The following is a 12719-nucleotide window of genomic DNA, read 5'->3' as shown; positions in this document are numbered from 1 at the left end:
GGCGAACGCACAAGGCTTCGCTGCGTTTACAAACAATCCTGTATGCGGGAGAAATGGGAAGAATCGCTGATGGCAATTGGCCTACAATTCCTCAGTCCTTTGCTGAGGACAATCCAGGCGGCTGTTGCGGACAGGAAGTCCGCAACAGCCGTTTTCTTTTCTGCCTTTCACTGCGCCGGGCGTATCGCCTGCACCGCTTCCAGCCTCTGCAGGCGTGGGCGCGCGCCGCGCAGGTAGGTGCTGACCTGGCTGGCCTCCATCGGCTTGCCAAACAGGTACCCCTGCGCGCAATCGCACTCCAGCTGCTGCAACTGACGGAGCTGCGCGGCGTTCTCCACGCCCTCGGCAATGACCTTGAGGCCCAGTTCGCGGCCTAGCGCCAGGGCATTGCGCAGCACGATGAGGCGGCGCGGATCACCGTTGTTCACGTCAGCCAACAGGTGGCGGTCGAGCTTCATCTCGGTGAACGGCAGTTCCATCAGGCGCTGCAGGGTGGAGTGGCCACAGCCGAAATCGTCGATGGCCAGGCCGCACCCCAGCAGTCGCAGGCGCAGTACGTTTTCCAGGCTCAATGGTGGTGCGTGCAGCGGCGAGCTCTCGGTCAGCTCGAAGGTGATTCGCCGGGGATCGAAGTCCAGGGCTCGCAGGTTGCGGTCTACAGCGGCAGCAAAGTCGGTCTGGGCGATCTGCTCGGCTTCCAGGTTGAAGGACAGCTTCAGCTCGTTGTTCCCCAGGCATCGCAGGGCATCGAAGGCCTGGGTCATCAGTTCGAAGAGCATGCGGTCGAGCTTGCCGGCACGCCGCAGCCCTGGTAGGAACTCGCTGGGGAGCAGGACGCTTCCGTCCTCCAGTTGCCAGCGCGCCAGTACCTCGAATCCATAAACCTGCGTGGTGGCCACGGATACCTTGGGCTGCAGGTGGGCGCGCAGACGCCCATGGGAGGGCAGATGGGCGGCTTCGTCTTCGTCGTCCCCAGTGGTCTCGTTCAGGGGCAGGCCAAGCTGCTCCTCCCGGGGGTGGAAATCGGCGAGCAGGGCGCGCAGACGCTCCAGCGTCGCCGCCTCGTTGCCCAGCCAGAACACCTTCATGCCCTGCAGTTGCAGCAGGTGGGAGAGGGCGCTCCACGTGCCTGGCGCCATTTCGCCGCTGACCACTACTCCATGGGCGAGCCGCTCGCGGGCCACCGTCTGGAGAAATTCCAGGCGGACCACCGGGTCGATGCGCACGTCGCAGATCAGCAAATGCACGCCGCCCTGGCTGCGCAGCCGGTCCAGAGCGAACGCGTTGCTCGAGACCTCGGACAGGAGGCTGTAGCCCAGGTGGTGCAGCGCCGTGACGGCGGTGGAACGATGCAGACCGGAAGCCTGTAGCACCAGCGCGGAAAGCGGGGACATGGGGTTTTCTCATGGAGGATTGGCCTGGTGCATTCTGGAAAACGGCGTCCTTCTTGTGAGGCAGAGGATTCCAGTTCGTCTGTCAGGGAAATCCCATGGAGATGCGCAGCGGATACCTTGCGCTGATCCGTCAGTCTGTCGCTCTGCGTCTGTGGCTCTGGCCTGCGCCTTCCAGTCCGACACACAGGTGAAACCCGAGGTCGACCCTCGTGGTCCCACATGTTAGGGTCCTTGGACTCCCTTTCTCGTCCGCGCCGGCTACCCACGGCCGCGCGGCACGCCCTGAACATGGAGAAATGGCTCATGTCACGTCCCGAACCCAGGGGACCCGTCGACACGGCCATGGTCCCGCATAGCGAGGCCTCAGCCACTGCGCTGCTGAACCTCTGGCTCAGCCGACCTCAGCAGACCGCACTGTTCCTGGATGTCGACGGAACCCTCCTGGACATCGCCGAATCACCCGACGCGGTCGTCGTACCGCCCGGGCTGCTCGATGCGCTCACACGCCTGCATCGCGGACTCGACGGTGCCCTGGCCCTGATCAGTGGCCGCCCGGTCGAAGAACTCGACCGGCTCTTGCAACCCGTGCGCCTCCCCGCCAGCGGAGGCCATGGCGCCCATTGGCGCGAGACCGCCGACAGCCCCGTGCGCCGCACGGCCAAGGACCTGCCCGCCTGCGTGCGGGTGCAGTTGAGCGCCCTGGCGAACCGGCATCCCGGCGTATTGGCCGAGGACAAGGGCAGCAGCTACGCGCTGCACTACCGCGCCGCACCTGCGCTCGCTGCAGAACTGCGCGTCGAGCTGCAGGCACTGCTGCGCGCGCCGGAGGGCGCTGGGCTGCGGTTGCTCAACGGCAAACAGGTCTACGAAGTCGTTTGCCAAGGCGTCGACAAGGCCCAGGCGATCCAGCGCCTGCTGGGCACGCCGGGCTTTGCCGGGCGCCTGCCGCTGTACATCGGCGACGACGTCACCGACGAACCCGCCATCGCACTGATGCCGACCCTGGGCGGCCTCGGCCTCTCGGTTGGGCGCGCGTTGCCCGGTGCCTGCGCGGTGTTCAGCGACGCGGAGCAGGTCCGTGCAGCACTGATACAAGCAGGAGGAAATCACTGATGACGAACCGGCACGAAGGTGCATTGGAACTGGGCCTGATCGGCAACTGCCGGGTGGCTGCACTGGTGAATCCACAGGCACGACTGGTCTGGTGGTGCTACCCGAACTTCGACAGCGACCCGGCTTTTTCCCGGCTGCTGGCGGGCGATGACGAAAAGGGCTTTGCCGACGTGGTGCTGGAAAACCAGGTCAGCAGTACCTCCGACTACCAGCGCAACACGGCGATCATCACCACTGTGCTGCGCGACGACAACGGCGGCGCGGTGCGCATCACCGACTTCGCCCCGCGTTTCCTCGAACACGGTCACATCTACCGCCCGGCACAGCTGTGCCGACTGATCGAGCCCATGGAGGGCGTGCCGAAGATCACGCTGCGTGTCCGTCCCACCCATGGCTATGGCAAGCCCAGCAAGGGCGCTGCCGGCTCCAGCCATATCCGCTACCTGGAAGGCGAGGAGCCTCTGCGCCTGACCACCGACGCCCCGCTGGCCTACATACAGCACGAAACGCCGTTCGCCCTGCGCCACCCGGTGAGCCTGGTGATCGGCCTCGACGAGCCGCTGGGCAATGCCCCGGGCGAAGTGGTCCGCGACTACCTCAAGCGCACGCAGAACCACTGGCACGACTGGGTACGCGGTCTGGCCATCTGCTTCGAATGGCAGCCCGTGGTGATCCGCTCGGCCATTACCCTCAAACTGTGCAACTTCGAGGACACCGGGGCGATCATTGCCGCCGCCACCACCTCGGTGCCGGAGGCGCCGGATTCGCAGCGCAACTGGGACTACCGCTACTGCTGGCTGCGCGATGCCTACTTCGTGATCCTCGCGCTGAACCGCCTGGGTGCCACACGGACGATGGAGGGCTACATCGATTTCATCACCACGGTCGCCAGCGGCGACGCGGTGCTCAAGCCGCTGTACGGGATCATTCCCAACCAGGACCTCACCGAACGCGTCGAGCCTGACCTGGCGGGCTTCCTCAATCATGCACCGGTGCGCGTCGGCAACCAGGCCGTGGAGCAGAACCAGCACGACGTGTTCGGCTCGGTGGCCCTGGCGGTGCTGCAGAGCTTCGTCGACGAGCGCCTGCCCAACCCCAGCAGCGAAGGCATGCTGCAACTGCTGGAAAACCTCGCCGCCAAGGCCGTGCATGCCGCTTTCGAGCCGGATGCAGGCATCTGGGAGTACCGCGGCCGCCAGCGCATCCACACCCATTCGGCGTTGCTCTGCTGGGTCGCCTGCGACCGCGTGGCGCGCATCGCCCGGCGCCTGGGACGTAGCGACGAGGCGGGCAGCTGGATGGACAAGGCCGCCAACCTGCGCGAACGCATCCTCGCCCAGGCGTGGAGCGAGAAGAAGCAGTGCTTCACCGGCGCTTTCGGCCATGACGACCTCGACGCCAGCGTGCTGCTGATGAACGAGCTGGGCATCATCGAGGCCGACGACCCCCGCTTCATTGCCACCGTCGAGTGCATCGGCCGCGAGCTCAACGTCAACGGTCAGATGCTGCGCTACGCCGCGGCGGACGATTTCGGCGTGCCCGAAACGGCCTTCCTGGTGGTCAAGTTCTGGTACCTCGATGCGCTGGCCGCCATCGGCCGCACCGACGAGGCGCGCCAGCTGTTCGAGCAACTGATCGCTGCGCGCAACCGCTACGGGCTGCTCTCGGAGGATTTGCATCCGCACACCGGGGAGTTGTGGGGAAATATTCCACAGACCTATTCCATGGCCGGGCTGATCAACTCCGCCATGCGCCTTTCCATCGGTTGGGAGGAAGGTCTATGCCGCGCCTCGTGGTGATCTCCAACCGGGTCGCGATACCCGATGAGAACGGTCCGGCGCCCGGCGGGCTGGCCGTGGCGGTCGAGGCTGCCATGCGCAACCGCCAGGGCATCTGGTTCGGCTGGAGCGGCGAGAAGGCCGAGGAACCCGGGCCGCCGAACATGGTCCAGCGCGACAATCTGCAGTACATCCTCACCGACCTGCACCCGCAGGACTTCGACGAGTACTACAACGGCTTCGCCAACCGCGTGCTCTGGCCCATCCTGCATTACCGGGTGGACCTGGCCGAGTTCAATGAGGCCGAGTTCGGCGGCTACCAGCGGGTCAACGAGTTCTTCGCCGAGCGCCTGAGCCCGCTGCTGGAAGAGGACGACGTCCTCTGGGTCCATGACTACCACCTGATTCCCCTGGCCTCGGCCCTGAGGCAGCGCGGCCACGCCAACCGCATCGGCTTCTTCCTGCACATCCCGATGCCACCGGCGGACCTGATCACCGCGCTGCCGCACCACGACGAACTGTTCCGTGCGCTGACGCAATACAACCTGATCGGCTTCCAGACCGAGAACGACGCCAGCAACTTCGCCCGCTACCTGACCCGTGTGGTCGGCGCGGCGACGCCCGATGGCCGGCGTTATCACCTGGAGGACCAGCATTTTCGCGTCGGCGTGTTCCCGGTGGGCGTGGACGCCGCCGGTTTCCGCCGGCTGGCCGAGGAAGCCTCGCAGGGCCAGGCAGCGCAGGACCTGCGTGACAGCCTCGGAGAGCGCGCCCTGATGGTGGGAGTGGACCGGCTCGACTATTCCAAGGGCATCGTCAATCGCCTCGACGGCTACGAGCGTTTCCTGGAGCGCAACCCTGACTGGCACAACCGCGTGACCTGCCTGCAGATATCACCGGGCAGCCGCCAGGACATCCCCGAATATGCCGACATCGACGCCGCCGTGAGCGCGCGGGTGGGGCACGTCAATGGCCGCTTCGGCGCCGTGTCCTGGGTGCCGCTGCGTTACGTGGCGCGCAATCACCAGCGTTCGGATATCGCCATGGTGCTGCGCCATGCGCGGATCGGCCTGGTGACGCCGCTGCGCGATGGCATGAACCTGGTGGCCAAGGAGTTCGTTGCCGCCCAGGACCCGGACGACCCCGGCGTGCTGATCCTCTCCCAATTCGCCGGCGCCGCCGCCGAGCTGGGCGGTGCGCTGATCATCAATCCCCATGACCGCGATGCGCTGGCCGACGCCATGTTGCAGGCGCTGCGCATGCCGCTCAGGGAGCGCCAGGCACGCCACCGTGACATGTACGCCGTGCTGGAGGCCAACGACATCCGCTTCTGGGGGCCGAGCTTCATCGATGCACTGACGCGGCCGGGCAGGGCGCTGAACTGGCTGTCGAACCATTACCTAGGCCATTGAGGCGCGCATCTGACACTGTTCGCGAGCTGGCTCGCGAACGCGTCGGGCGTGATCGCGGATAGGGCCCGTTCCTACAGGGGCATCGGTGCCCGCCGTCCTGCCCGTGAAACGAAAAACCCCGCCTGGGCGGGGTTTTCTCTGAGTCTTCGAAGGCTAGGGGGCAGGTTTCTTGCCGTCGGATTTGGCCCACTGCGACTTCCGCTCGACCTTGACTGCCAGTTGGCCAACGGGGATTTCCTGGATTTCGCCACCCTGGGAGAGGAAAGCGGCAATCTTTTCATCGAGCTCCGAACGTTCGCGATCCAGCTGTGAATCAGTCATGAAGTCACCTGTGCGATGGGCGCCAAACCGGCCCGGTAAGCCTACACGGGTTTCCCAAATTGCGCCCGAATTGCTCGACCATTTGTCAAAATCGCCACGGGTCGTGAAAAAAAGCTATGAATCGTCGCCAGACCCTGTATTCTGCATGGGCTGCCTGCCCAGTAACGAGTTCCGCGACTTGATGTTCTTCTACAAGATGCTCCATCTCCTCGGCACCTCTTCACTACGCATTCAGCTCATCGCCGGTCGGCATTCGGCCGGCCTTTAGCATTCTTTTAGGAGACAACATCATGTCCGATCGTCAAAACGGCATCGTCAAGTGGTTCAACGCTGAGAAGGGCTTCGGCTTCATCACCCCGGAAAGCGGCCCGGACGTATTCGTTCACTTCCGTCAGATCGAAGGCAACGGCTACAAGTCCCTCGACGAAGGCCAGAAGGTCAGCTTCGTTGTGACTGCCGGCCAGAAAGGCCCGCAAGCTGAACAAGTTCGCGCTGTCTAATCGACATCGCTGACGAGAAAGCCCCGCTTAGGCGGGGCTTTTTTTTGCCTGCGATTTGCCCTGGCGCCCTTTCGCAGGCACAAACAAAAACGCCCGGTGCACTGCATCGGGCGTTTGTCGGAGCTGGGCGCTGAGCGCTCAGGTCACTCCTGCTGGGGGTCGAATTGCTTGTCGCGGATCAGCAGGGCAGGGATCACGCCGCAGATGAAGTACGCCGCACCCATCACCAGGAAGCCCACGCCGATGGACATCTGCGTGGCGAGGAAGCCGATCACCGCCGGGGCGATGGCCGCGCCGATGCGCCCGATGTTGTATGCACCGCCCACTGCCGTGCCTCGGAAGGCGGCGGCGAAGCTCTCGGTCATGTAGGTCGCGTTCACGCCGTACGGGATGCCGTAGAGGAAGCCGAACACCACCAGCATCCAGAGAATGTTCTCCGGGCTGTGGAACAGCACGATCACCGGCAGGAACACCGCGGTGCCCAGGGCGCCGAAGGAGAACACGGTGCGGCGGCCGAACCAGTCGGCGGCGACGCCGGCCAGTACCTTGCCGAGGATCATCGCGGCGTAGGTGCCGACCAGGTAGGCGGTCATTGCCTTGAAGTTCATGCCCATCTCGGTTTCCAGGTACGACGGCATCCAGTTGTTCACGCCGTAGTAGCCGAACTGCAGGAAGCCGGCGGTCAGCGCCCAGAACAGGAACATGCGGCTGGCCCGCGGGTCGCTGAATATCTGCCGGAAGGCGTTCTGCCGAGGCGCGGCGGGCTGGCTCGACGGGCCGGCGGCCTTGCGCTGCTGGCGTTCGGCCTGCGCCTGGACCCAGGCGGCGGGCTCGGGGATCAGCTTGCGCATGGCCACGGCCAGCACCACCGGGATGATGGCGATGTAGAACAGGTAGCGCCAACCGTGGTCCGGCAGGATCCAGCCGGCCAGCAGGGTAGCGACGATGTAGCCCACCGACCAGCCGGCTTGCAGGGTGCCCAGCACCGTGGTGCGGTACTTGGTGGGCACGTATTCGGCCATCAGCGTGTTGCAGGCGACGTAAAGGGCGCCCAGGCCGAGGGAGGCAACGAAGCGTGCGGCGGCGAACTGCCAATAGTTGTGGGTCAGGCCGAGCACGGCGGTGCCGACGGAGAACAGTACGATGGTCCAGACCACGGTTCTGACCCGGCCGAAGCGATCGCAGGCCCAGCCGCCGTAGATGCCGCCGAAGGCCATGCCGGCCAGGGTGACGCTGCCCAGGCTGCCGGCCTGGAGGTTGCTCAGGCCGAACTCGGCCTTGAGGCTGGTGAGGCTGTAGGAGAGCAGCATGAGGTCCGCGCCGTCGATCAGCAGACCAAGGAAGCAGAAGGCGAAGACCAGTATCCAGGTCTTGCTCTGTGTGGCGGTTGTCGCCGCCGTGGCGGAAGCAGTGTTTTCCATGAACGAGTTACCTGTTGTAGTTGTTGGCGGGCCGGTAGACCGGCCCTCGGTAAGCGTGCGTACGAATCCTGCTGGCGGGCGTGGGAGAGTGGCCCCGCACCCGCCCCGTGGGGGTCAGGACTGGGCTTCGCGAATCATGTTGCGAGCGATGATCACCTGCTGGATCTGCGTGGTGCCCTCGTAGAGCCGGAACAGGCGCACGTCGCGGTAGAAGCGCTCGATGGCGTACTCGCTGACGTAGCCGGCGCCGCCGTGGATCTGCACGCAGCGGTCGGCGACGCGGCCGCACATCTCAGTGGCGAACATCTTCGCGCAGGAGGCTTCGGTGCTGACGTTGCGGCCCTCGTCGCGCTTGCGCGCGGCGTCCAGCACCATGCAGCGGGCGGCGTAGATCTCGGCCTTGCTGTCGGCGAGCATTGCCTGGATCAGCTGGAATTCGGCAATCGGCTGGCCGAACTGCTTGCGCTCCAGGGCGTACTGCAGTGCGTCGGCGAGCATGCGCTCGGCGGCGCCGACGCTCAGCGCGGCGATGTGCAGGCGGCCCTTGTCGAGTACTTTCATGGCGGTCTTGAAGCCTACGCCCTCGAGGCCGCCGATCAGCTGGCTGGCGGGGATGCGCACGTTGTCGAAGATCACGTCGCTGGTGTGGGCGCCTTTCTGGCCCATCTTGTGGTCCGGCTTGCCCAGGGAAATACCCGGCGTGCCGCGCTCGACGATGAATGCACTGATGCCGCCGGAGCCCTTGATCGCCGGATTGGTGCGCGCCATCACGGTGTAGATGCCGGCATGCGGGGCGTTGGTGATGAAGCGCTTGGTGCCGTTGAGCACGTAGAAGTCGCCGTCACGCACGGCGCTGGTCTTCAGCGAGGCGGCGTCGGAGCCCGAGTCCGGCTCGGTCAGGCAGAAGGCGCCGAGCAGTTCGCCGCTGGCGAGTTTGGGCAGGTAGTGGGCTTTCTGCGCCGGCGTGCCGTCGATGAGGATGCCGATGGAACCGATGCCGTTGTTGGTGCCGATGTAGGAGCGGAAGGCGGGGGAGGTGCGGCCGAGTTCGAAGGTGATGTTCACCTCTTCTTCCATGGTCACGCCCAGGCCGCCGAACTCTTCGGGGATGGTCAGGCCGAACAGGCCCATCTCGCGCATCTGCTCGATGATGTCCTGCGGGATGGCGTCGGTCTCGGCGACCTCGTTCTCCCGCGGGATCAGCACTTCGCCGACGAACTGGTGGATGGAATCCAGAAGTATCTGCAGCGTTTCTGGGTCTCGGATCATGTGCACTCCTCAAAAGGCCCGCGAGCGGGCCAGTCTGGCGAGGCACCGTCACCCGAGATTCAGCGAGCGGCGGCACCTATGTTGTTGACCATGTTGATCAGGCGGGGCCCGATGTCGTCCTCGAGCTTCTCGCGGGTCAGCTGGAAGCTCGGGCCGCCGCAGTTGAAGGCCAGCAGCCCGTACTGCGGGTGTACCAAGGGCACGGCGACGGAGTTGACGTCACGGTGCCATTCGCCGATCGACAGGCAGTAGCCGTAATCGGTGAAGTCCCTGAAGGCACGGTCCAGACCCTTGCGGATGGCCGGCCAGTTTTCCGGTTCGCGTTCGCGAATGTGGTCGAGCAGGAATTCCCGCTCGTTCTCCGGCATCGCCGCGAGGCACGCGCGGCCCACCGAGCTCGCCGCCAGCGGCAGGTAACTGCCGATCTGCCGGCGCATCGTCATGTTTCCCTGCCCCTGCACGACGTCCAGGTAGACCATCTGCAGGCGGTCGCGGGCAGCCATGGCCACCGCCGCCTGGGCGTGGTTGGCCAGTTCTTCCATCAGTGGGTGGGCCACCGCGCGGATCGACAGGTTCGACAGCATCGCGTAGCCGAATCCGAGCACGCCGACGTCCAGCTGGTACTTGCCCGAGTGCACCTCGCGCTTGAGGCAACCCAGGCGCATCAGCGTGTTGGTCAGGCGTGTCACGGTCGGCTTGGGCAGGTCGGTCTTGCGGGCCAGGTCCTGGTTGCTCAGCACGTTTTCCCGTGGCGTGAAGCAACGCAGGATCTCCAGGCCACGGGCCAGGGCCGTCACGAACTGGCCGCTGTTTTCCTCTTCGCTCAACGCGGTGGCCGGGTCATACAGGCCCCGTTCCAGCAGGCCGATCTCGCCTTCGTTTTTTGTCGGCGCAGCCGAATCCATCTCCGTCTTGTTGCGGCGCATGGTAGAACCCCTATTCACGGAAAATCAATAAAATAAAATGCAGTTTCGCCAGACGAAATTATAGTGGGTCTGGTTTGGTTAGTACAGGCGTGCTGGTAAAAATATCAAGAACCCACATTTTACGGGTCTTTCAGGAGATGTTGGATCATCACCGTTTACAGCCTTGATTCCGTATCACTATGATTGAATCGAAATACGGAATGTAGTTTCGTCAGACGAAACAATAAGAGGTCTTCGCTGTCATGAGTACCAACGTGGTTCATCTCGATATCCGCGCCGATGGCGTGGCGGTTGTCCGCATCGATCGTCCGGAAGCCAGGAATGCTTTGAACGCCGCCGTGCGCCAGGAACTGGCCGCGCATTTCCGCGCCCTGAGCGACAACCGCGAGGTTCGCGCGGTGGTGCTGACGGGGGGTGAAGAGTGCTTCGTCGCCGGCGCCGACATTCGCGAGTTCGCCCAGGCCAGTCCCATCGAGATGTACCGCCGGCACACCGAACTGCTGTGGGAAGCCATTTCCCGCTGCCCGAAACCGGTGATCGCCGCGGTCAACGGTTTCGCCCTGGGCGGCGGCTGCGAGCTGGCGATGCACTGCGACATCATCGTCGCCGGTGAGTCGGCGCGTTTCGGCCAGCCGGAAGTGAAGCTCGGCCTGATGCCCGGCGCCGGTGGTACCCAGCGACTGATCCGCGCTGTCGGCAAGTTCCAGGCGATGCGCATTGCGCTGACCGGCTGCCTGATCAAGGCGCCTGAGGCCCTGGCCATCGGCATGCTCAGCGAAGTGGTGGAAGACTCGCGCACGCTGCCCCGCGCGTTGGAGCTTGCCGCCGAGATCGCCGCGCTGCCGCCCTTGGCGGTGGCGCAGATCAAGGAAGTGATGCTCGCCGGCGCCGACCTGCCGCTGGACAGCGCCCTGACCCTGGAACGCAAGGCCTTCCAGCTGCTGTTCGATTCGAAGGACCAGAAGGAGGGCGCCGCCGCCTTCCTGGAAAAACGCCAAGCCAGCTTCCTGGGAGAATGAACATGACTCTTTCGTTTGGCAGCGAGCGCATCCAGCGCATCGCCATCGTCGGCACCGGCGTCATGGGCAGCGGCATTGCCCAGATCGCCGCCCAGGCCGGCATCCAGGTGAAACTCTTCGACGCCCGTGATGGCGCTGCACAAGCGGCTCGCGACAACCTCGGGCGGACCCTCGCCAAGCTGGCGGAGAAGGGCAAGATCACTGCTGCAGAGGCCGATGCGACCCTGGGCCGCCTGTTGGTCGCCGGGGCCCTGAGCGAGCTGGCAGATTCCGATCTGGTGGTCGAGGCGATCATCGAGCGGCTGGACGCCAAGCAGGCGCTGCTGGCCGAGCTGGAGGCAGTGGTCAGCGCCGACTGCATTCTCGCCACCAATACCTCGTCGCTGTCGGTCACCAGCATCGCCCGTGGCTGCCAGCGCCCGCAGCGGGTGGCGGGTTTCCATTTCTTCAACCCGGTGCCGCTGATGAAGGTGGTCGAGGTCATCGACGGCCTGGCCGGCGATCCGCAGGTCGGCGATTGCCTGATAGCGCTGGCCACGCGCATGGGCCATCGCGGCATCCGCGCCAAGGACACCCCCGGCTTCATCATCAACCACGCCGGCCGTGCCTACAGCACCGAAGCACTGCAGATGCTCAAGGAAGGCATCGCCGAGCCGGCCGACATCGACCGCATCCTGCGCGAGGGCCTGGGCTTCCGCATGGGCCCGCTGGAGCTGTTCGACCTTACCGCGCTGGATGTTTCGCACCCGGTGATCGAATCCATCTACAACCAGTTCTACCAGGAGCCGCGCTATCGCCCGGCGGCGCTGACCCGGCAGATGCTCGAGGCCGGCTTCGTCGGGCGCAAGGCCGGCCGTGGTTTCTATCGATACGCCGACGGCAAGATGATCGACCCGCCCGCGCCCCAGTCGGTGCCGGGCGTGACGGCGTTGCCGCCGGTGTGGATCGGCGCGGAGAACGACCCGGATCGCCAACGCCTCGGCGAATTGCTGAAGAGCCTGGGCGCGAATCTGGAGCAGGGCGCCGAGCCGAGCAGCGAGGCGCTGTGCCTGCTCGCGCCCTATGGCGTGGATGCGACCACTGCCTGCCAGCACTACGGCACCGACCCGGCGCGCACCCTGTGCATCGACCTGTTGCTGGACCTGCAGCGCCACCGCTGCCTGATGCAGAACCCGGCGACCTGCAGCGCCATGCGCGATGCGGCGCACGCGCTGCTCGCCTCTGACGGCGTCGGCGTCACGGTCATCAACGACAGCGTCGGCTTCGTTGCCCAGCGCGTCCTGGCGCTGATCGTCAACCTGGCCGGCGACATCGTCCAGCAGCGCATCGCCAGCGTCGATGACCTCGACGAAGGCGTGCGCCGCGGACTGGGCTACCCGCAGGGCCCGTTGGCCTGGGGCGACAGCGTCGGCCCGGCGCGCCTGCTGCGCATTCTCGAACGCATGACCGACCTGACCGGCGATGCCCGCTACCGCCCCGGCCCCTGGCTACGCCGCCGCGCCGCGCTGGGGCTGTCGCTGCGCCACGCCGAGCCCGCGCTGGGCTGAGGCCCGGCGTCACCGTTTT

11 protein-coding genes are annotated in these 12719 nt (G+C 65.4%); 6 read left to right on the top strand and 5 right to left on the bottom strand.

All coding sequences use genetic code 11. The features are described 5' to 3' along the window. Window positions 1–167: 167 nt before the first annotated feature. Window positions 168–1394 carry an EAL domain-containing protein gene (locus C167_RS0111450; protein ID WP_017518417.1) on the bottom strand — a complete coding sequence of 409 codons (1227 nt, stop codon included), beginning with the start codon at window positions 1392–1394 and terminating at the stop codon, window positions 168–170. 303 nt (window positions 1395–1697) lie between these two features. Between C167_RS0111450 and otsB the strand changes: the two genes are divergently transcribed. From otsB to otsA, 3 genes are read left to right on the top strand one after another with little or no spacing between them, the layout of a single operon-like run. Next, window positions 1698–2507 carry a trehalose-phosphatase gene (otsB, locus tag C167_RS0111445; RefSeq protein WP_235154315.1) on the top strand — a complete coding sequence of 270 codons (810 nt, stop codon included), beginning with the start codon at window positions 1698–1700 and terminating at the stop codon, window positions 2505–2507. Continuing rightward, window positions 2507–4306, top strand: a complete 1800-nt coding sequence (locus C167_RS0111440) for a glycoside hydrolase family 15 protein (protein ID WP_017518415.1) — start codon at window positions 2507–2509, stop codon at window positions 4304–4306. The genes otsB and C167_RS0111440 overlap by 1 nt, the downstream gene beginning before the upstream one ends. Then, a complete protein-coding gene (otsA, locus tag C167_RS0111435) occupies window positions 4288–5697 on the top strand; it encodes an alpha,alpha-trehalose-phosphate synthase (UDP-forming) (RefSeq protein ID WP_017518414.1) in 1410 nt (469 codons plus the stop codon). The genes C167_RS0111440 and otsA overlap by 19 nt, the downstream gene beginning before the upstream one ends. Before the next feature lie 153 nt (window positions 5698–5850). Here the strand turns inward: otsA and C167_RS34845 are convergent, their stop codons facing one another. Next, complete coding sequence (locus C167_RS34845) at window positions 5851–6018, bottom strand: hypothetical protein (RefSeq protein ID WP_017518413.1); 168 nt, start codon at window positions 6016–6018, stop codon at window positions 5851–5853. A gap of 290 nt (window positions 6019–6308) precedes the next feature. Between C167_RS34845 and C167_RS0111420 the strand changes: the two genes are divergently transcribed. Then, entirely contained in the window at window positions 6309–6518 is a 210-nt protein-coding gene (locus tag C167_RS0111420) for a cold-shock protein (protein WP_017518411.1), read from the top strand. A 143-nt stretch (window positions 6519–6661) separates the two neighbouring features. Here C167_RS0111420 and C167_RS0111415 read toward each other — a convergent pair whose 3' ends face one another. The 3 genes from C167_RS0111415 to C167_RS0111405 form a co-directional block, all read right to left on the bottom strand. Then, window positions 6662–7939 (bottom strand): MFS transporter, encoded by a 1278-nt coding sequence (locus C167_RS0111415; RefSeq protein ID WP_017518410.1) that lies wholly within the window; start codon window positions 7937–7939, stop codon window positions 6662–6664. A 114-nt stretch (window positions 7940–8053) separates the two neighbouring features. Next, window positions 8054–9208 (bottom strand): acyl-CoA dehydrogenase family protein, encoded by a 1155-nt coding sequence (locus tag C167_RS0111410; protein WP_017518409.1) that lies wholly within the window; start codon window positions 9206–9208, stop codon window positions 8054–8056. A gap of 59 nt (window positions 9209–9267) precedes the next feature. Continuing rightward, on the bottom strand, window positions 9268–10134 hold the full coding sequence (locus C167_RS0111405; RefSeq protein ID WP_017518408.1) for an IclR family transcriptional regulator: 867 nt from the start codon (window positions 10132–10134) through the stop codon (window positions 9268–9270). Window positions 10135–10376: 242 nt separating this feature from the next. Between C167_RS0111405 and C167_RS0111400 the strand changes: the two genes are divergently transcribed. Together C167_RS0111400 and C167_RS0111395 are read left to right on the top strand one after the other, a co-directional pair. After that, window positions 10377–11153: an enoyl-CoA hydratase gene (locus tag C167_RS0111400; protein ID WP_017518407.1), complete on the top strand. Its 777-nt coding sequence runs from the start codon at window positions 10377–10379 to the stop codon at window positions 11151–11153. Continuing rightward, window positions 11150–12700, top strand: coding sequence for a 3-hydroxyacyl-CoA dehydrogenase (locus C167_RS0111395; RefSeq protein ID WP_017518406.1), 1551 nt, complete (start codon window positions 11150–11152; stop codon window positions 12698–12700). Before C167_RS0111400 ends, C167_RS0111395 begins: the two co-directional genes overlap by 4 nt. Window positions 12701–12719 lie beyond the last annotated feature (19 nt).

Origin of the sequence: Pseudomonas nitroreducens TX1, from assembly GCF_000313755.1 — a bacterium.
Classification (GTDB): domain Bacteria; phylum Pseudomonadota; class Gammaproteobacteria; order Pseudomonadales; family Pseudomonadaceae; genus Pseudomonas; species Pseudomonas nitroreducens_A.
The sequence above is the reverse complement of the archived record's forward strand: the minus strand, read 5'-3'. Positions and strand labels throughout refer to the sequence as shown.